Source organism: Pandoraea pneumonica (genome assembly GCF_049918595.1).
Classification (GTDB): Bacteria; Pseudomonadota; Gammaproteobacteria; order Burkholderiales; family Burkholderiaceae; genus Pandoraea; species Pandoraea pneumonica_A.
Genome location: NZ_JBNCRZ010000001.1, coordinates 280206 through 299244, shown reverse-complemented (window position 1 = coordinate 299244; position 19039 = coordinate 280206). Strand labels below are relative to the sequence as shown.

The window sequence follows — 19039 nt, the reverse complement described above, 5'->3', positions numbered from 1 at the left end:
TGCGAAAACACGAAAGCGGCTAGTGTACTGCGCGGGGCGGGCGTGCCCGCCGTCCGTCAAAAATAGCGTCCGTCACGCGTTGTGGTGGCCGGACGCTAAGTGGGCCAAGTTCGCCGTGTGAGATAAGGGCGTGGCTCAAATCATTTCGAGCGGGCGCTTGCGCGACGGCGCTTCGAAGTGGTGGTCGAGGGCGGAGAGCTCATCGGGACTCAGTACGATGTCATGCGCCGCGCGATTGGCCGTGACGTGCGCTTCCGAGCTCGCCTTCGGAATGGCGACGACGCCCGGTCGATGCAGCACCCACGCGAGGGCGACTTGCAGCGGCGCGACGTTTTTCGCACGTGCAATATCGCCAAGTACGCCGCTGGTCGGCAAACGCCCTTGCTCGATGGGCGAATATGCCATTACCGGCAAACCACGCTCGGCAAGCCAAGGCAACAGATCGTATTCCGGCACGCGCCGCGACAAGTTGTATAGCACTTGATTCGTCACGCAGGCATCGCCGCCGGGCGCATCGAACAGTTCATCCATGTCGTCGGTGTCGAAGTTGCTCACCCCCCAATGACGAATCTTGCCGGCATCGCGCAGTGTCTCGAAACCTTCGATGGTCTCTTCGAGCGGCACGGTCCCGCGCCAATGCAGCAGATAAAGATCGAGACGGTCGGTGCGTAAGCGTTCCAGGCTGCGCTCGCATGCCTCGATGACACCACGCCGCGACGCGTTGTGCGGGTAGACCTTACTCACCAGAAAGACCTGATCGCGCAAGCCGTCGAGCGCTTCGCCGACCAGTCGTTCGGTGGCGCCTTCGCCATACATCTCGGCAGTGTCGACAAGCGTCATGCCCAGCGAGACGCCGTGACGCAGTGCCGCAATTTCTTCGCGGCGGCGCTCCGGTTTTTCTCCCATCATCCAGGTGCCCTGGCCCAGCACGGGCACCGCCTCTCCGTTTGGCAACGAGACCGTTCGCATGTTGTGTCCTCCATGGTTTTGATGGCCATTATCGACCTGGATGTCGAGCCCTGACCAGCGCAATGAGGGGTTAGCGCAACACTTTGCGGCGACGTCTGATCGATTTGCTCAGATATGTCTGAAGCACGATAAAGAAATCGCCGCTATTCCCTTCGGTCGCGATTTCTCTCGGATAGTTCACAGACCGTTTGCGAGGCGCTCGCGATAGGCTTGCCTCACCGATGTGCGCAGCGAATGTTGCTACGCAGCGAGACGGCTCGGGAGTGGTGTTGGCTGTGCACGTCGGTCCGGAAAAAAGAAAGCCCCGCAAGCGGGGCTTAAGGCCGGCCGTGTGAAAGCCGGCCAAGGAGGTTCATTCGAGATAGCCGGGCAGTGCCGGGTGTCTGGCCTGGCCCGGCGGCGTGCGAGGCATATTTTCGGCATGGATGACGTGTTGGTGTGGAGGAGGATTCTTAATCTAGATCAGAAACTTGAAGTAACAATTGCGTCCTTTTCGCGTCACAGGTGCAAAGTCATAATGTTTTCGCCGTAATCAGAAGAGGAGTCCCCCGACGATGGATAAAGCGCTCAAGTCCGATCCGGCGCGCCGTTCGCTTGCCGCACTCACACCGCTAGAGCGGTATACGCCGCCCGCTATCTTTTTTCACTGGGCGATTGCGCTACTGATCGTGATTGCCTATGCCGCGGTGATTACGAAAGGCTATCTGCCGCGTGGTAGCGCACCGCGTGCGCTATCGATGGTGATTCACGAGTGGGCCGGCGTGTTGGTACTGGTGCTGGCCGTGCCGCGCCTGCTGTGGCGCATGATCAAAGGCGCGCCGTCTGCGTTGCCCGATCAGGGGTGGTTCGTGCGCACGAGTTCATCGCTGGTGCACTTGCTGCTCTACGTGTTCATGTTTGCGCAGCCGGTGTTGGGCTACCTGACGCTGAACGCCGGTGGTCACGTGTTGACGATTCCGGGGCTGGATATCGCGTTACCGCAGTTCATCGGCAAAGACGTCGATACGCGCCGTTCGATCAAGGAAATTCACGAGACGATCGGTAACGCGTTCTACTGGGTGATCGGGCTGCATGCGCTCGCCGCGTTGTGGCATCACTACTTCCGTCGTGACGACACACTGCGGCGCATGATGTGAGCCGCAGTGTGTCTGCACCTACGAGACGTCGAGTCGCCTGAGCGTCAGTGCTTCCGTGCTTCCGTGGTTAGAACGTGAATCGCACGCCAGCGAAGACGCTACGGCCGTCGCCCGGATAGAACACGGCGGTGTTCGCCGTGCGTGCGTCGGTCACTGTGCTGAAGTCCGACACGTAGCGCTTGTCGGTCAGGTTGCGGGCGTCGACGTAGAACGTGACACCGCGCTGCACGAGATACGACGCTTGCAAGCCGATCAGCGTGTAGCCCGGCACGCGCATCGTATTGGCGTAGTCGACCCAAGCGCCCGTCGGCACCCAGTCGAGAGATGCCGCAATTTGGAAACGATTGGTCAGCGCGTAACCCAGCGTCGTGCGCAGCACGTTGGTGGGCACGCCCGCGATACGGTTGTTGCCGTACTGCGGGTCGTTGCGGAAGCGGAAGTCGCTGTAGTTCCAGATTTGCGAGAGCGTGATGCGATCGCCGGTGGCCACGACGTCCTTGAACAGATCGAACGATGCGCCGACTTCCAGCCCTTGCAACACCGTCTTATTCGCGTTGAAGGTCGAGGCGGGAATATCGGGCGACGTCGTGTATTGCAGCAACTGATCGCGCACGAGCGAGCGGTAGGCGGTGAAGTCCCACGCCACGCGTCCCAGTTTGCCCCGCGTACCGGCTTCAATCGTCCACGCATGCTGCGCCGCGAGCGGCACGAATCGCGACGTCGCGCCGAAGGTCTGCGACAGGTCCGTGAAGTCGGGCACGTCGGCGCTACGGGTGACGTCGATGAACGCCTGTACGTCCTTACGCGGTTCCCACAGCAGGCCGATCTTCGGATTCACGCCCGAGTAGGCGGCGCTCGTTGAACGGTAGTTCGGATCGTTCGGCAGGCCACCATAGTCGACGTATTGGCGCACGTCGCGATACGCCTTGGCGCCGATCATCAGGCCAACGGTCGGCAGGAAGAACAGGCGGTTCTCGAAGTACGCCTCGTAGTTGTAGGCGCTTTGTCGCGAGTTGAGCGTTTGCGCGCCGCGATTGCCGTTCACGTTGACGTACTGGTCGGCTTGCGTGTTACCGCCGAAGAAGCGCGCGCCGACGATCAGGTCGTTGCGCATACCCGCAAGCGTGAGGTTGGCGGTGTAGCGCGGTGCGACGCCATACGTCCAGCCGTCTTGATCCAATGCCTGGAAGATCGGGTGGTACAGGCTCTTGTGAATCACCCACGAGGCGATGTCGAGCTGGCCGACATCGAAGCGGATTGTCGTCAGGTTGCCGAGCCGTTCGGTGCGCGTGTTGCGGGCCTGATCGCCAGAGACGGCCGAGGCAGCGGCTTTGGTCGGATTGTTCAGCGCGTCGAACAGCGAGAGCGAGCCGGGGAGTTTCTGATCGACGATATAAGCGCCGAAGAAGAAACGCGTTTCGACGCGCGGCGAGAACTTGTAGCCGACGTTGGCGTTGAACTGCGCGTAGGTGCCTTTATCGTGATCGCGGTAACCGTCGGCGCGATTGACGGTGATCGTGGCGAGGGCGTCGAGTGGCCCGAAAATGCGCGACATCTGACCGCTCGCGCGCACGTTGCCGAAGCTGCCGCCGTCGATGCGGAATTGATTCGGTGCCTCGGCGGTGTAGGCCGTCGGCGTGACGAAATTCAGCGCGCCGCCGAGCGTGGTTGCACCATAGGCGAGGCCGTTGCCACCTTTGTAAATTTCGGTCGAGCGCAGACCGAGCGGGTCGATCTGGTAGTAGTCGCCGCTGCCGTCGGCGAGGTTCGTGGGAATGCCGTCTTGCAGGATGTCGAGGCCACGCACGTGGTAGCCGCGCGCAATGCCCGAGCCGCGAATCGACAGGCGAAGTTCCTGACCGTAACGGTTTTGCACGTAGACGCCGGGGCTGTCCTTGAGCACATCGCGCAGGTTGAAAGCGTAGGTGTTCTGATACGACTCCGAATCGACGAAGCCGACCGAGCCTGCGGTCTGAAACAGATTGGCCTTCTGTTCTTCGACGCTGGGCGAGGTCAGCGACTCGGCCGGTGCCGTGACGTTCGTCGCGGGCAACGCAGCAACCGGGGCGGCGGGGGCCTGCGAGAGCATGAGCGGCGTGGACGCCGCGCCTGTCGCCGACGCGTCGGCAGTGAACGCGTGTGCTTGACTGCCCAGCGAAGCGAGGGCGAGCGCGATGGCCGTTTGCAACGGCTTCTGTGTGATAGGACGTAGCATGAGTGTCTCTCTGGCGAGCGTATAGCGTGTATGGCGCGTGTGACGCGTGTGACGCATATAGCGCTCGCTTGATGGTCTGGATTGCCGTGTGCGCCAGCGTACGAACGTACGAACGCGCGCATGCCGACCATGGGCGACATAGGCGCACAGGACGCAAGCGAAACGGCGGAATCGGAAATGCGCAAATCACAGCTAACCAGCGGCGAGCCGGTGAGCTGGAAGCGGAGCGATCAGACGATCAGAGAGGGCGGCGCGCGCGCCAGTGCGGCAGAGAAGCGGGCGCGCGGATAGTAGGGCACCAGCACGCGGGGGGCGTCGGCGATGCCTGTCGGCGCGGCAGTCGGGGGGGTAAGAAAATGAGAGGCGACGAGCGGCTGATGCGCCCAGAGCGTGCAATAACCGCACTTTTCCCAGTGTTCGGCAGACGCCAGCGAATGGTCCGGGCCGCTATGTTCGCTGTGCAGGCTGGTGGCTTTGCCCGTGACGGGCGGGGCCTGGGCATCGTCGTGGCCGCTATGGCCATCGTGTGCCGGGTCGCGCTGCGCTTCGGCGCGCGGTGCGCTGTTGTTGCCCAGCGCCGCTTGCGTGCCCTGTACCGTGCAGTAGACCGCGAACGGGTCCTTCTGCATGGCCGCACGCCATTGCGCAATCGCCGGCATGAGCGCTGCCAGCAGGATCGCCAGCAAGGCGATCCCGATTGCGACGCGATGCTGACGGAGCTTGCGCATGCCTGGGCCGAAGTTACGTAAAGAGTGCGTTCAGGGAAGCAGGCATTGTAGGGGCTGCCGTCACGACGCGTAAATGTTTTGCGTTCTCATGTAGGGAGGACGCGACAATTTGACGCATCGTGCGCGGAACTCGGCACGAATCGGGAGATCGTGCCGTGGTACTGGTTCGAATTTCGAGGCCGAATGATGGGGCGAATGTCAGAACTTCATCCCCACACCGACACCGACGATCAGCGGGTCGATATGCAGCGTGCCGAGATCGGTTCCGGCCAGCGACGTATCGGTCTTCATCCAGATTTTCTTGATGTCGATGTTGAAGAACAGGTTCTTCGTCATCTGAATGTCGACACCCGCTTGCAGCGCCGGGCCGACGCTGTGGTTCTTGATCGAAATCGGCGTGCCGCCCGCGTTGAGATTGCTGTTCCAGAAGCGCGTGTAGTTGATACCGGCACCGACGTACGGACGCACCTTGCCCGCGTGGTTGAAGTGGTATTGCAGCAGAAGCGTCGGCGGCAGTACGTTCACGCCACCGAGATGGCCCAGGTTGGACGTGAGTTGATGGCGCGACATGCCGAGAATCAGTTCGACCCCCACGTTGTCGAGAATCATGTAGGTGAAGTCGAGCTCGGGCACGATGGCGTTATTGACCGTGACGCCGAGCGTCGGCAGCACACTGCCGCTCGCGTGCGAGTCGGGCAGGATGCCGATGGCGCGCACGCGCGCAAGAATGTCACCGGCGTAAATGCCCTGCGAACTGTCCTTGATGAAGCCGAAGGTCTTTTCTTGCGGCGCATTGGCGGGCGCGGTGTCGGTAGCCTGTGCCGAAGCGCCGGTGCTGAAAAACGTGGCACCGGCGACGAGTGCGGCTGCGATGGCCGTGGCGCCGAGGGAGTGCTTCATGATGATTTCCAAAGTCGTGAGTGAGCACGACCGATGGTAGAAGTGCTGACATGGCGCAGACTTGACGCGCATCAAGCGCGCGAAAACGCCTGTCGGCAGTGCGACAAACTGTCGCGTATTTGTGGCGGATAAGCGTCGGCCAGCCTCCCCGTTTTGGTAGGATGCGGACTTTGCCACGCGTTGCCCCATCGTGAAGCGCTTGATTTCGTCGCTGCTGCATGCCATCGCCCAAGCGGGCCGGCACGCTATTCGTCTGCTGCAACCTCTGCTGCAATCCGTCCTGCAACGCTTGCAACCGCTCGCGGCGCGCGCCTGGCACCATGTGCGTCATCCCACGCGACGCGGCGTGCTGATCGCCATCGCCGCCGTCCCAGCGCTGTTCATCGCCTACACGCTCATCCTGATTCCGTTCACACCGGGTATTCGCGATATTCGCCGTGCGAAGGTCGACCAGCCTGCGCAGGTGCTCTCGGCCGACGGCAAACTGCTCGCCGAATTCCGGCCCTCCAACCGGGAATGGGTGGCGTTAAAGGATGTGTCGCCCAACGTGGTGAAAGCGCTGGTATCGACGGAAGACCATCGTTTTTACGAACACCACGGCATCGATCTGAAACGCACCGCTTCGGCGGCGCTGCACACGTTCTCGGGGAATCGGCAGGGCGGCTCCACCATTACGCAACAGCTCGCCCGCAATCTGTATCCCGACGAGATCGGCCGTGCGCCGACGCTCACGCGCAAGCTCAAGGAAGCGATCACCGCGCTCAAGATCGAGGCGTTGTACACCAAGCCAGAGATTCTCGAGACGTACCTCAACACCGTGCCGTTTCTGTACAACGCGTACGGGATCGAGATGGCCGCGCGCACCTATTTCGATAAGTCGGCCGATCAGCTCGATGTGGTCGAAGCCGCCACGCTCGTCGGCATGTTGAAGGGCAACAGTTATTACAACCCGGTGATCAACCCGGAGCGCGCATTGCAACGCCGCAATACCGTACTCGCGCAGATGGTGAAGTACGGCGATCTCGATGCGTCGAAACTCGCGGCACTGCAAAAGCGACCGCTTCGCGTCAACTTCGAGCGTCAGACGGAAGAGCCTGGCCCTGCGCCTCACTTCGCCCAGCAATTGCGCAAGTGGCTGATCGGCTGGGCGGATCGCAACGACTACAACATCTACTCGGACGGCCTTGTGGTGCACACCACCATCGACTCGCGTCTCCAGTCGATGGCGACGCAGGCGCTCACGCGTCAGGCGAACCAATTACAGGGCATTGCCGACGCGAATTGGTCGGCACGCGGCGGCTGGCGTGATAGCACGGCGTTGGTGCAGTCTTTCGTGCGTGAGTCCGCCGAGTACCGCAACGCGGTAGCCGGTGGCGAGGCACCCGAGGCCGCGATGAAGCGCCTGCTCGCCGACAAGGCCTTCATGCAAAACCTGCGCACGACCAAGACGCGCGTGCAGGCCAGCTTCCTTGCGATCGACCCGCGCACCGGCTCGATTCGCGCATGGGTGGGTAGCCGCGACTTCACCATCGATCCATTCGATCACGTGCAACAAGCCCGCCGTCAGCCGGGCTCGACGTTCAAGCCCTTCGTGTATGGTGCGGCCTTCATCAAGGGGGCGAAGCCGGAGGACACCATCGTCGACCAGTCCGTCGAAATTCCGCTGGCAGGTGGCGAAATCTGGCGGCCGAGCGACGATACCGCGCCGACCAACAAGCCGATGGCGTTGCGCGATGCGCTCGCACAATCGCGTAACACGGTCACTGCGCAGTTGATGCAAGAGGTAGGACCGTCACGCGTCGTGGGTCTGGCGCGCGCGATGGGTGTGCGCGAGAGCAAGCTCGATCCGGTGCCGTCGCTCGCACTCGGCACGAGCCCCGTGTCGCTCAAAGAAATGGTGGCGTCGTACGGCACGATTGCCGATGGCGGCGAGTACCGCGAGCCGACGATGGTCACCGAGATCACGAACAGCGAAGGCGACGTGTTGGCCACGTTCTCCCCCGCGCGTGCCGAGCGGGCGCTCTCGGAAGCCGATGACTACACGCTGCTCGACACCATGCGCGGTGTGATCAATCGCGGTACCGGCAACGCGATTCGCACGCGCTTCGGCATTCGTGCGGACGTGGCAGGCAAGACCGGCACGACGCAAGACAATGCCGACGGCTGGTTCATCCTGATGCAACCGCAGCTGGTCGCCGGTGCGTGGGTAGGCTTCAACGACAGCCGTATCACGTTGCGCAGCGATTACTGGGGGCAGGGCGCGCATAGTGCGTTGCCGATCGTCGGCGATGTGTTCTCGCGGGCGCTGCGCGCGAAGCTGATCGATCCGAATGCGCGCTTCGAAGCGCCGGACAATCATCATTGGTACAGCGACTGGTGGACGCGTGCGAGCGACTGGGTGAGCGCGCTTTTCGCCAAGAAGCCCGAGCCGGAACATAAACCGAAGGCGGCGGTGAAACGGCAAGCGGCGCCTGCACCCACGTCTTCGTCATCTCAACCGGCCCCCGACGCGGCCAGCGCAACACACAACGACGGCCCGCTACCGGTGCCGGTGGCTTCGGCGGTGCTGGCCCAACCAGATGCGGGTTCTGCCGTAGCGACACCGCATGGGAACACCATCCCCGGGGTGCCGGGTGAATGGGACGGTCCGGGCGCGACATCAGGCGTACCGCCTTCGCCTTCGCAGTTCCCGTCTACGTCGCCGGTGCCGGTGCCGGTCGCACCGCCAACGCAAGTCGTTCCCGCCCCGGCGTCCGCCCAGTAAGACGGCCGGGTGCCATCTCTGGCATGCCCGGCCGAACCAAATTGCCATAACAGTTATGCCGGATTCTCATGACTGCCACGTCTGCTCATGCGCTATATTCATGGCGATATAACGGGGATGTGACACGCCTCCCCGGCCACATCGTGGGGGAGGACGCAGGCCATGTTTATCCGGCAGTTGAGTTATCTCGTGGCGCTCTCGCAAGCGCAGCATTTCCGCCGTGCGGCCGAGTTGTGCAATGTGTCGCAGCCCACGTTGTCGGGCGCGATTCGCAGCATTGAGGAGGAATTTGGGCTACCCATCGTGCGGCGTGGCCGCCGCTTCGAAGGCTTTACGCCCGAAGGCGAGCGCGTGCTGGCGTGGGCGCGTCAGGTGTTGGCCGACTGCGAAGGGTTGCGGCAAGAGGCCAGTGCCAGCCGCCGCGAAGTCGCGGGATGCCTGCGCATCGGTGCCATTCCCACCGCGCTGCCGCTCGTGCCGCTACTCACCGACGCGTGTCTGCGCGACTTCCCCGGCATGCGGCACGAGGTCTACACGCTCTCCGCCACACAGGCACTGCGTCAGCTTGCCGAACTCGATCTGGATGTGGGGCTGAGCTATCTCGACGATCCTCGACTGCGTGAATTCGAGACCATCCCGTTGTTTCGCGAACGCTATGTGCTGATCGCACGCGATGAGACGGTGCTGGCGGGGCGCACCACGCTCTCGTGGCATGAAGCGGCGAAGCTGCCGCTTTGCCTGCTCACGAGCAATATGCAGTGCCGCCAGGGAATCGATGCGGCGTTGGCGCGCGCGGGGACGTCCGCGTCTCCCCGTGTCGAGACCGATTCGCTGATGGCGCTTTACGCCCATGTGCGTTGCGCAGGGCTGTACAGCATCGTGCCGCATAGCGTGTTGTGTCTGGCAGAGATGCGCGACGAATTGCACGCCGTGCCGTTGCAGCCTGCATTGCATCGCGAGATCGGGCTGATTCTGCGGGAGCGTCAGCCGCGGCCCCCGTTGTTGGAAGCGGCTGTCGCCGCGTTCCGGTCGGTGGATTTGCAGGCGCGCTTGGACGCGCTGTTGCCTGCGTAGCGGTTGCCGCAGTGCCATGTCGCTGACAAGCCCCTACAATTCAGCGCATGACACTCCAAATTCGTAACGAAACCGCCGCCGACGCGGCTGCGATCGAAGCGCTGACAACCGCAGCGTTTCTCAATGCGCCCCATACCGATCACACTGAGCAATTCATCGTGAATGCGCTGCGCCGCGCGGACCAACTGACGGTATCGCTCGTAGCGCTTGAGGACGATGCCATCGTGGGGCATGTGGCGGTATCGCCGGTCACGATCTCCGATGGCAGCGCTCGCTGGTATGGCCTCGGGCCGATTTCCGTCGCGCCTGACCGGCAAGGTCAAGGCATCGGCAGCCGCTTGATGCACGCGGCGCTCGACGCATTGCGCGAGCACGGTGCGGCGGGATGCGTCGTACTCGGCGACCCGGCGTACTACGGACGCTTCGGGTTTGTCGCCGTTCCCAGCGTTGTCCTGCCCGCTGTGCCGCCCGAGTATTTCCAAACGCTATCGCTCGACGGTTCGACGCCGTCAGGCACCGTGCAATACCACGACGCGTTCAACGCCACCGCCTGACGTTTCCTCCTGAGTTTGATAGGCCGGACCGATCAACCGATCGGTCTTAACGATTTTCCATCGGTGTGCGATACCCCGATCATTGGCCTCAATGCAGCGACGACACCATGCGTCGCCCACGCAGACAACAACCTCAGGAGCGAGACATCATGGCCAAGATTGTGTGTGTACTGTACGACGATCCCGTCACCGGATATCCCAAGACCTACGCCCGCGACGATCTGCCGAAGATCGAGTGCTACCCCGACGGTCAGACCCTGCCGACGCCCAAGGGCATCGACTTCCAGCCGGGCGCTCTGCTGGGCAGCGTGTCGGGCGAGCTGGGCCTGCGCAAGTATCTCGAATCGAACGGCCACCAACTGGTCGTGACGTCGAGCAAAGACGGCGACAACAGCGTGCTCGACCGCGAACTCGCCGATGCGGAAATCGTGATCTCACAGCCGTTCTGGCCGGCGTACATGACGGCAGAGCGCATCAAGCGCGCAAAGAAACTCAAGATGATCGTGACGGCCGGTATCGGCTCGGATCACACCGATTTGCAAGCGGCGATGGAACACGGCATCACGGTGGCGGAAGTCACGTATTGCAATAGCAATAGCGTGGCCGAACACGTGCTGATGACCACGCTCGCGCTGGTTCGCAACTACCTGCCGTCGTATCAATGGGTGCTCAAGGGCGGCTGGAACATCGCCGATTGCGTGTCGCGCTCGTACGATCTGGAAGGCATGCACGTGGGGACGGTGGCAGCCGGTCGCATCGGCTTGCGTGTACTGCGCCTGATGAAGCCGTTCGGCACGCATCTGCACTATCTCGATCGCCACCGTCTGCCGGAATCGGTCGAGAAGGAACTCAACCTCACGCACCACACGAGTCTGGAAAGCCTGACGAAGGTGTGCGACGTCGTCACGCTGAACTGCCCGCTGCACCCGGAAACGGAACACATGATCAACGCCGACAGCCTGAAGCACTTCAAGCGCGGCGCGTACTTGATCAACACGGCACGCGGCAAGCTGTGCGATCGCGATGCAGTGGCAGCGGCGCTGGAAAGCGGTCAACTCGCCGGCTACGGCGGCGACGTGTGGTTCCCGCAACCGGCACCGGCCGATCACCCGTGGCGCCACATGCCGCACCATGGCATGACGCCGCACATCTCGGGCACGAGCCTGTCGGCGCAAGCGCGCTACGCCGCCGGTACGCGAGAAATTCTGGAGTGCTACTTCGAGAACAAGCCGATTCGTAACGAGTACCTGATCGTGCAAGGCGGCAAGCTGGCTGGCGTGGGCGCGCACTCGTACAGCGCAGGCAACGCCACGGGCGGTTCGGAAGAGGCCGCTCGCTTCAAGAAGTCGGCGTAATCACGTCAAAGGTTTTTCGCAGTTGCTTCCCGCAGTACCTGCCGGGTCGTCGGTCGACGTCCGGCAGGGCAGTATCTCCTCGAGCCCTGTCTCGTTCAAAGGCCGGTCATCCTCACGGATGCACCGGCCCTTTTTTTGCTGCGCTAAGCGCTTTGGCTTCAGGCCGGGCGCTTCGGAATATCAAGTCCGCGTACCACGGCCGGACGCGCAACGAACGCGTCGAGCACACGCTTGACGTTCTTGAACTGCGCGAACTCGACCAGATCGCCCGCCTCGTAGAAGCCGACGAGATTGCGCACCCACGGGAACGTGGCGATGTCGGCAATCGTGTACTCGTCGCCGAGGAGCCACGTGCGGTTGGCCAGATGCGCGTCGAGCACGGCGAGCAGACGCTTGGACTCGTTCACGTAGCGGTCGCGCGGACGCTTGTCTTCATAGTCCTTGCCAGCGAACTTATGGAAGAAGCCCAGTTGCCCGAACATCGGACCGATGCCGCCCATCTGGAACATCAGCCATTGCAGCGTCTCGTAACGTGCTGCCGGATCGGCGGGCAGCAGTTTGCCGGTCTTCTCGGCCAGATACCAGAGAATGGCACCCGACTCGAACAGCGGCAGCGGCTTGCCGTCGGGGCCGTTCGGATCGAGGATCGCGGGAATCTTGTTGTTCGGGTTCAGCGACAGAAATTCGGGCGTGAGCTGGTCGTCGGTCTGGAAGCTGACGAGATGCACCTCATAGGGCAAGCCGATCTCTTCGAGCATGATCGACACCTTCACGCCGTTGGGCGTAGGCAGCGAATACAGTTGCAGACGCTCGGGATGGGCAGCAGGCCACTTGCGGGTGATCGGGAACTGAGACAAATCGGCGGACGGGGCAGTCATGGGGATCGATGCGTTCAGAGACGTTCGGGTTTGGCGGCGCTTATCGCCGCAGGACAGCCAATATAACGCCAAGTGAAAAGGCTTGCTGACGGGGCAGGAGAGGCAGCAGAGGAGGCCGCGTCGGGCGGCATCGTGCCGTTCGGGGGCGTGAAACGACAAAGGGACGGCATTTGCCGTCCCTTCGTTTGTACCGCTGCGGGCTGACCGACGCGTGATTAGGCGTTGTTCAGCACTTTGGCGATGCTTTGTGCCACCACGCCGACGTTCTTCTCGTTCAGGCCGGCGACACACATGCGGCCCGAGCGAATCAGATACACGCCGTACTCGTCGCGCAGCGTGTCGACTTGTGCCGCCGACAGGCCGGTGTACGTGAACATGCCGCGTTGCTCCAGATAGCGCGAGAGCATGGTGTCCGGCACGTGACCACGCAGGCCTTCGTGAATCGCGCCGCGCATGCGCGTGATGCGCTGGCACATTTGCGTGAGCTCGTCTTCCCACGACTTGCGCAGTTCCGGCGTGCTCAACACTTTGGCCACGATCTTCGCGCCATGGGTCGGCGGGTTGCTGTAGTTCGAACGCACGGCGCTCGTCAACTGACCCAGCACGCGATCGGCCGCTTCGCCCGATTCGCAAATCACCGACAGGCCGCCGCAACGCTCGCCGTACAGCGAGAAATTCTTCGAGAACGAGTTGGCAACGAACGCCGGCACACCTTGGCGGGCCAGTTCGCGAATCACGAACGCATCAGCGTCCAGACCCGAGCCGAAGCCCTGATAGGCCATGTCGACGAAGGGCAGCAGTTCGCGCTTCTTGAGCACATCGATCACCTGCACCCACTGCGCGTCGTTCAGATCCACACCGGTCGGGTTGTGGCAGCAAGCGTGCAGCAGCACGACGCTGCGGGCGGGCAGCTTGTCGATGGCGTCGACCATCGCTTCGAATTGCAGGCCGCCCGTGGCTTCGTCGTAATACGGATACGTATTCACGGTGAAACCGGCGCGCTCGAAGATGAAGCGGTGGTTGTCCCACGTGGGGTCGCTCACCCACACCTGCGCGTCCGGGAAGTAACGCTTGATGAAGTCGGCACCCACTTTGAGGGCACCCGAACCGCCCAGCGTTTGCACCGTGGCAATACGGCCTTCGGTGCGTGCGGGCGAATCGTCGCCGAACACGAGGGCCTGCACCGCGTCACGATAGTTGGCGAAGCCGGCCATCGGCAGGTACGGCTTCGGACCCACTTCGGCGAGCAGCAGCGCTTCGGCCTGGCGCACGGCCTGCATGACCGGCAGACGGCCATCGTCGTCGTAATAGATGCCGATGCTCAGGTTGACCTTGTTGGTGCGGGCGTCCTTCGCGAAATTCTCGTTGAGCGAGAGGATCGGGTCACCGGGATAGGCATCGATATGTTCGAACATGGCAGTTCCTGGAATAACGGGAGAGAGTCAGCGAAACGGGAAACAGGCAGGCGGACGACCGCAAACGATGATGATACCGCTAGTGCGGCACCCCCGTGTATGCCCCGCGCGACGCGCGCGCGGGGGAGTCGCCGGGGACGCTGTGTCAGTGAGCCGTTGCCGGCACGCCGGCCGCCGCGCGTTTCTGCCGGATGCGGTAACCGATGGTCAGCACGACCAGCCACACCGGGATCAGATAGACCGAGATGCGCAGGTCCGGAATCAGGTACATCACGACCAGAATGCCGCCGAGGAACGCCAGACACAGATAGTTCGTGAACGGGTACCAGAGGCTCTTGAAGAGCGTGGTTTCCCCGGCACGCGCCTTGGCGCGGCGGAAGACCAGATGGATCACGCTGATCATGGCCCAGTTGATGATGAGCGCCGAGACGACCAGCCCCATCAGCAGTTCGAACGCCTTGCCCGGCATGAAGTAGTTGATCACCACGCACACGGCGGTGGCCGCTGCCGACACGCCAAGCGCGGCGAGCGGAATGCCACGGGCATTGACCTTGAGCAGGGCGCGCGGGGCGTTGCCCTGACCGGCCAGACCGTAGAGCATGCGGCTGTTGCAATACACGCCGCTGTTGTAGACCGAGAGGGCAGCGGTGAGCACCACGGCGTTGAGCACGTTGGCGACGAAGTTGCTGTTCAGTTCATGGAAGATCAGCACGAACGGGCTGCCGCCGGAGACGACCTTTTCCCACGGATACAGCGAGAGCAGCACGCCGAGGGCGCCGACGTAAAAAATCAGAATGCGGTAGATCACCTGATTGGTCGCGCGCGGAATGGTGCGCGACGGATCGTCGGCTTCCGCGGCCGTGATGCCCACCAGTTCGAGACCACCGAACGAGAACATGATCACGGCCATGGCCATCACCAACCCGGAAACGCCGTTCGGGAAGAACCCGCCGTGTTGCCACAGGTTGGCCACGCTGGCGTCGGGGCCGGCGTTGCCCGAGAAGAGCAGGTAGCCGCCGAACCCGATCATGCCGACAATCGCGGCGACCTTGATGATGGCGAACCAGAATTCCATCTCGCCGTACGACTTCACGCTCGAGAGGTTGATGGCGTTGATGATGCCGAAGCACACGAGCGCCGAGACCCACGTGGGAATCGCCGGCCACCAGTACTGCACGTAGATGCCCACGGCAGAGAGCTCGGCCATCGACACGAGGATGTACAGCACCCAGTAGTTCCAGCCGGAGACGAAGCCCGCGAACTGGCCGCAATACTTGTTGGCGAAGTAACTGAACGAGCCGGCTACGGGCTCGTCGACGACCATTTCACCGAGTTGCCGCATGATGAAAAACGCGACGATACCCGCAATGGCGTAGCCGAGCAGTACGGAGGGTCCAGCGGTTTTGATAGTTTGGGCGATGCCGAGAAAGAGCCCGGTGCCGATCGCGCCACCGAGGGCGATCAATTGAATGTGACGATTCTTCAGGCCGCGGTGGAGCGAGCCTTCTTGTGCTGCATTGGCGGACATGTTCTCTTCCTTACCCTACCTTCGATGCCATGCGGCGCGCCTCTCTGTTTCCGTTCGGTGTGAACGGACCGGAGGCGTTGAGCCGCCACAGCGCGGTGCTTATGACACCGCTGCCGTGTCCTTGGTGGTCACCCCGCGAGAGGTGACCGTCATCCCGGCGCACGAGGCGCCGGTCGTCTCCCCTGGACTCAGACCTTGAGCGTGCCCCGCTCGATCTGGTCGCGCTCGAGCGATTCGAACAGTGCCTTGAAGTTGCCTTCGCCGAAACCGTCGTCGCCCCGGCGCTGGATGAACTCGAAGAACACCGGACCGAGCAGGGTCTTCGAGAAGATCTGGAGCAGCAGACGCGGCTTGCCGTCTTCGGTCGTGCCGTCGAGCAGAATGCCGCGCGACTTCAGTTCACCGACCGGCTGGCCGTGACCCGGCAGACGCGTTTCCAGCGCCTGGTAGTAGAAGTCGTTCGGTGCCGTCATGAGCGGGACGCCGGCCATTTGCAGATTGTCGATGACCTGAATCAGGTCGTCGGTCAGGAAGGCAATGTGCTGAATGCCTTCGCCGTTGAAGGCCATCAGGAACTCTTCGATCTGGCCGCTGCCCTTGGCGGATTCTTCGTTCAGGGGGATGCGGATTTTACCATCCGGCGCGGTCATGGCCTTCGAGGCCAGGCCGGTGTATTCGCCCGAAATGTCGAAGTAGCGAATTTCGCGGAAGTTGAACAGCTTCTCGTAGAAGTTCGCCCAGAACGACATACGGCCGCGATATACGTTGTGCGTCAGGTGGTCGATCAGGCGCAGGCCGTGGCCGACCGGATGACGATCGACGCCTTCGATGAATTCGAAGTCGATGTCATAGATCGACTTGCCTTCTTCGAAGCGGTCGATCAGATACAGCGGTGCGCCGCCGATGCCCTTGATTGCCGGCAGACGCAGTTCCATCGGGCCAGTGGCGATTTCGACCGGCTGGGCGCCGAGTTCCAGTGCACGGGCGTAGGCCTGGTGCGAATCCTTCACGCGGAACGCCATGCCGCAGGCGCTCGGGCCGTGTTCGGCGGCGAAATACGCGGCCGGGCTGTTCGGCTCGCGGTTGACGATGAAGTTGACCTCGCCCTGACGATAAAGCACCACGTCTTTCGAGCGATGGCGGGCCACGAGCGTGAAGCCCATCTGCTCGAAGATCGGTTCGAGCACGTTCGGGGTGGGCGACGCGAATTCCACGAATTCGAAGCCCATCAATTGCATCGGGTTGTCAAACAGGTCGGCCATGATCGTCTCGGCTTTGTGAGGTGAATGTTTCGTTGGATGCGTGCTTCGCCCGAGGGTTGAGCGCAGGGTCTCGGACGCCGGATTTCGCGGACGTGTCTCGAAGCGCAATTAAATTGTGGATCGCTGACCGCCCGGTCGGGATTTCACTCCCCGCCGTTTTGATTCCCGAAACCTGCGTGGTACTGGCCATTGGCCTACCGTCGCGCGTGCACTGCATCGATTTGAGGCGGTCAGTGTAAGTGCGTCACCGCAAAATAGGATTTCGTAAAAGCCATAGGGAAACCCTAGGTTATGCATTAATATTTCTCCGTCGAGGCGCCGGAGGAAAGGAAAGTGCATAACATCGAGATCGATCGGATCGACGTACGGTTGCTGGCGATTTTGCAGTCGCAAGGACGGATTTCGAATCTGGAACTGGCCGAAGCCATCAAGCTGTCGCCGGCGCAAACGCTGCGCCGACACCGACGGTTGGAGGAGCTGGGCGTGATCAAAGGCTACGACACCCGGCTCGACGCGCAGCGGCTGGGCTTTAGCGTCGTGGCCTTCGTGCACGTGACGATGGAGCGTGGGCATATCCGTGACCTGTCGAACTTCAAGGGACTGGTCGCGGAGCTGGCGCAGATACAGGAGTGCTTTTCCGTGACCGGCGATATCGACTACGTACTGAAGGTCGTGGCGCGCGATCTGAAGGCGTTGTCCGAATTTCTGCTCGATACACTGATGCGCATTCCGGGTGTGAGCGCCGTCAAGTCGAGCGTCTGTCTCGACGAAATCAAGTGTACGTCTGCGGTACCACTGGCGTCTTGAGCGGGCGAAAGCGGCCTGGGTGCCGCCGCCGCGGCGGCTGGCGGCGACTAGTGGCGCGCGCGAACCGCAAATGCCGCCAGCGCTACGGCTACCGCAACGAGCGTGCATCCGACCCATGGGGTGAGCGTGAGTGCACGCCCATCGACAAGCGCGCCACCGACGCCAGCGCCAAGCGCCACGCCGACGTGCATCGCCGCCACATTCACGCCGACATTGGCATCGGCTTCCTGCGGCGCGCTGCGAATCAGAAAGTTCTGCACTACCGGCGAGATCGACCACGACAGGCTGCCCCACACCATCATTGCGCCGATAAATACCGCCACGTGCCACGCGCTATCGGCCCCCAGCTTGGCGGCGAGCGGCACGCACGCCATGGTCACGAGAAATAGCAGCGGGCACCCGAGCAACGCCCGCGCGGCACCCGCGCGGTCCGAGCCCCAGCCGCCGACCCATGCACCGCATACGCCTGCCACACCGAAAGCAAGGAAGAGCAGGCTCAAGCCGTCAGGCGATGGGGCGAGGGTGGTTTGGAGGTACGGCGCGAGATACGCGAACAGCGTGAAGTGCCCGGCGAGCATGGCAATCGACACACCTTGTGCCGCGAGCAGGCGGGGTTGGGCCAAGGCGTTCACGTAGGCGCGCAGCGTCATCACTGTCGCAGGATGCGTAAGCGGTAAGACGCGCCAGAGCACGAGAATGAGCGGCGCACTGATCAAGCCGATCACTGCGAACACCGCACGCCATCCGGCCCAGTGTTCGAGCGTCATGCCAAGCGGCACACCGAGCACCAACGATCCGCTGATCCCCATGAAAATGATGCCCACCGCGCGCCCGTGAAACTCGGGCGGCGTGATCTCAGTCGCGAGCCGGGAGCAGAGCAGCACGATGGTGGCGCAACTGGCGGCCATCGCCATGCGCGCGACGAATAGCGCGGCATAACCTGGCACCCCCGCCGGTGCGGCTGCGGCGGCGAGATTGCTGAGCGAGAACACCACGAGTGCGACGATTAATGCCCGGCGTCGCGCGTGTCGCGAGAGCCACGCGGCCATCGTGAAGGCCCACAGCGCAAAGACAGTGGAGAAGACGGTGGTGAGTTGCCCGGCGGACGCCATCGAGACGCCGAGCCCTTGCGAGATCGCGGGCAGGATACCGATGCAGATGTTTTCGTCGATACCCACGAGAAACACGGTGAGCGCGAGCCACCAGACCTTGGCGACGCTGTGCGGTGATGAAGTGGTTGGCACAGGCGTGCCGGAGGTGGCAGATGACGCGGCGGGCGCTGATGCCGACGATGAGGCCGATGACGAAAGCGGGGAAGCCAAGACAGACTCCGATGTCATGACACGCACCGCGTGACACCGGGATTGGTGCGACGGTTGAACGTATCGATCCGTCGGGTTTCGAGGCTGACCTTCGGTTATCCCATAAGCCCGCACATTATCGGAATCGGCCCA

General features: G+C 62.5%; 15 protein-coding genes. 6 read left to right on the top strand and 9 right to left on the bottom strand.

The window, feature by feature from the left end; translation table 11 throughout:
* Nucleotides 1–135: 135 nt before the first annotated feature.
* Nucleotides 136–969 carry an aldo/keto reductase gene (locus ACPWR9_RS01420; protein WP_426312537.1) on the bottom strand — a complete coding sequence of 278 codons (834 nt, stop codon included), beginning with the start codon at nt 967–969 and terminating at the stop codon, nt 136–138.
* Nucleotides 970–1523: 554 nt separating this feature from the next.
* On the opposite strand from ACPWR9_RS01420, the gene ACPWR9_RS01415 reads away from it, so the two are divergent.
* Nucleotides 1524–2105, top strand: coding sequence for a cytochrome b (locus ACPWR9_RS01415; RefSeq protein ID WP_426330709.1), 582 nt, complete (start codon nt 1524–1526; stop codon nt 2103–2105).
* A 67-nt stretch (nt 2106–2172) separates the two neighbouring features.
* Here the strand turns inward: ACPWR9_RS01415 and ACPWR9_RS01410 are convergent, their stop codons facing one another.
* From ACPWR9_RS01410 to ACPWR9_RS01400, 3 genes are all read right to left on the bottom strand, one after another.
* A complete protein-coding gene (locus ACPWR9_RS01410) occupies nt 2173–4320 on the bottom strand; it encodes a TonB-dependent receptor family protein (RefSeq protein ID WP_426312535.1) in 2148 nt (715 codons plus the stop codon).
* A gap of 230 nt (nt 4321–4550) precedes the next feature.
* Nucleotides 4551–5048: a DUF2946 family protein gene (locus tag ACPWR9_RS01405; protein WP_426312533.1), complete on the bottom strand. Its 498-nt coding sequence runs from the start codon at nt 5046–5048 to the stop codon at nt 4551–4553.
* A gap of 198 nt (nt 5049–5246) precedes the next feature.
* Nucleotides 5247–5948 (bottom strand): OmpW/AlkL family protein, encoded by a 702-nt coding sequence (locus ACPWR9_RS01400; RefSeq protein WP_426312532.1) that lies wholly within the window; start codon nt 5946–5948, stop codon nt 5247–5249.
* 190 nt (nt 5949–6138) lie between these two features.
* On the opposite strand from ACPWR9_RS01400, the gene ACPWR9_RS01395 reads away from it, so the two are divergent.
* The 4 genes from ACPWR9_RS01395 to ACPWR9_RS01380 all read left to right on the top strand — a co-directional run bounded on the left by ACPWR9_RS01395 (nt 6139) and on the right by ACPWR9_RS01380 (nt 11695).
* Nucleotides 6139–8712 carry a transglycosylase domain-containing protein gene (locus ACPWR9_RS01395; RefSeq protein ID WP_426312531.1) on the top strand — a complete coding sequence of 858 codons (2574 nt, stop codon included), beginning with the start codon at nt 6139–6141 and terminating at the stop codon, nt 8710–8712.
* Between the two features lie 162 nt (nt 8713–8874).
* Nucleotides 8875–9786 carry a LysR family transcriptional regulator gene (locus tag ACPWR9_RS01390; protein ID WP_426312530.1) on the top strand — a complete coding sequence of 304 codons (912 nt, stop codon included), beginning with the start codon at nt 8875–8877 and terminating at the stop codon, nt 9784–9786.
* A 47-nt stretch (nt 9787–9833) separates the two neighbouring features.
* Nucleotides 9834–10340 (top strand): GNAT family N-acetyltransferase, encoded by a 507-nt coding sequence (locus tag ACPWR9_RS01385; RefSeq protein ID WP_426312529.1) that lies wholly within the window; start codon nt 9834–9836, stop codon nt 10338–10340.
* A gap of 149 nt (nt 10341–10489) precedes the next feature.
* Entirely contained in the window at nt 10490–11695 is a 1206-nt protein-coding gene (locus tag ACPWR9_RS01380) for an NAD-dependent formate dehydrogenase (RefSeq protein ID WP_426312528.1), read from the top strand.
* 158 nt (nt 11696–11853) lie between these two features.
* On the opposite strand, the gene ACPWR9_RS01375 is transcribed toward ACPWR9_RS01380, so the two are convergent.
* From ACPWR9_RS01375 to hppD, 4 genes are all read right to left on the bottom strand, one after another.
* Complete coding sequence (locus ACPWR9_RS01375; RefSeq protein WP_426312527.1) at nt 11854–12573, bottom strand: glutathione binding-like protein; 720 nt, start codon at nt 12571–12573, stop codon at nt 11854–11856.
* Nucleotides 12574–12788: 215 nt separating this feature from the next.
* Entirely contained in the window at nt 12789–13988 is a 1200-nt protein-coding gene (locus ACPWR9_RS01370; RefSeq protein ID WP_426312526.1) for an aromatic amino acid transaminase, read from the bottom strand.
* 145 nt (nt 13989–14133) lie between these two features.
* The gene (locus ACPWR9_RS01365; protein WP_426312525.1) at nt 14134–15516 is read right to left on the bottom strand and encodes an amino acid permease; all 1383 of its coding nucleotides are present in this window, start codon (nt 15514–15516) and stop codon (nt 14134–14136) included.
* A 188-nt stretch (nt 15517–15704) separates the two neighbouring features.
* Nucleotides 15705–16778 (bottom strand): 4-hydroxyphenylpyruvate dioxygenase, encoded by a 1074-nt coding sequence (hppD, locus tag ACPWR9_RS01360; protein WP_426312523.1) that lies wholly within the window; start codon nt 16776–16778, stop codon nt 15705–15707.
* 333 nt (nt 16779–17111) lie between these two features.
* Here hppD and ACPWR9_RS01355 point away from each other — a divergent pair, with 333 nt between their 5' ends.
* Nucleotides 17112–17585, top strand: a complete 474-nt coding sequence (locus tag ACPWR9_RS01355) for an Lrp/AsnC family transcriptional regulator (protein ID WP_426312522.1) — start codon at nt 17112–17114, stop codon at nt 17583–17585.
* A 47-nt stretch (nt 17586–17632) separates the two neighbouring features.
* Here the strand turns inward: ACPWR9_RS01355 and ACPWR9_RS01350 are convergent, their stop codons facing one another.
* A complete protein-coding gene (locus ACPWR9_RS01350) occupies nt 17633–18907 on the bottom strand; it encodes an MFS transporter (RefSeq protein ID WP_426312520.1) in 1275 nt (424 codons plus the stop codon).
* Nucleotides 18908–19039: the final 132 nt, after the last annotated feature.

Excerpts from the sequence above, each read along its gene's own strand:
- ACPWR9_RS01375 (WP_426312527.1), bottom strand. The coding sequence starts at position 12,573 with ATGACTGCCCCGTCCGCCGATTTGTCTCAGTTCCCGATCACCCGCAAG.
- ACPWR9_RS01370 (WP_426312526.1), bottom strand. The coding sequence starts at position 13,988 with ATGTTCGAACATATCGATGCCTATCCCGGTGACCCGATCCTCTCGCTC.
- ACPWR9_RS01405 (WP_426312533.1), bottom strand. The coding sequence starts at position 5,048 with ATGCGCAAGCTCCGTCAGCATCGCGTCGCAATCGGGATCGCCTTGCTG.
- ACPWR9_RS01410 (WP_426312535.1), bottom strand. The coding sequence starts at position 4,320 with ATGCTACGTCCTATCACACAGAAGCCGTTGCAAACGGCCATCGCGCTC.
- ACPWR9_RS01380 (WP_426312528.1), top strand. The coding sequence starts at position 10,490 with ATGGCCAAGATTGTGTGTGTACTGTACGACGATCCCGTCACCGGATAT.
- ACPWR9_RS01415 (WP_426330709.1), top strand. The coding sequence starts at position 1,524 with ATGGATAAAGCGCTCAAGTCCGATCCGGCGCGCCGTTCGCTTGCCGCA.
- ACPWR9_RS01365 (WP_426312525.1), bottom strand. The coding sequence starts at position 15,516 with ATGTCCGCCAATGCAGCACAAGAAGGCTCGCTCCACCGCGGCCTGAAG.
- ACPWR9_RS01420 (WP_426312537.1), bottom strand. The coding sequence starts at position 969 with ATGCGAACGGTCTCGTTGCCAAACGGAGAGGCGGTGCCCGTGCTGGGC.
- ACPWR9_RS01385 (WP_426312529.1), top strand. The coding sequence starts at position 9,834 with ATGACACTCCAAATTCGTAACGAAACCGCCGCCGACGCGGCTGCGATC.
- ACPWR9_RS01390 (WP_426312530.1), top strand. The coding sequence starts at position 8,875 with ATGTTTATCCGGCAGTTGAGTTATCTCGTGGCGCTCTCGCAAGCGCAG.
- hppD (WP_426312523.1), bottom strand. The coding sequence starts at position 16,778 with ATGGCCGACCTGTTTGACAACCCGATGCAATTGATGGGCTTCGAATTC.
- ACPWR9_RS01400 (WP_426312532.1), bottom strand. The coding sequence starts at position 5,948 with ATGAAGCACTCCCTCGGCGCCACGGCCATCGCAGCCGCACTCGTCGCC.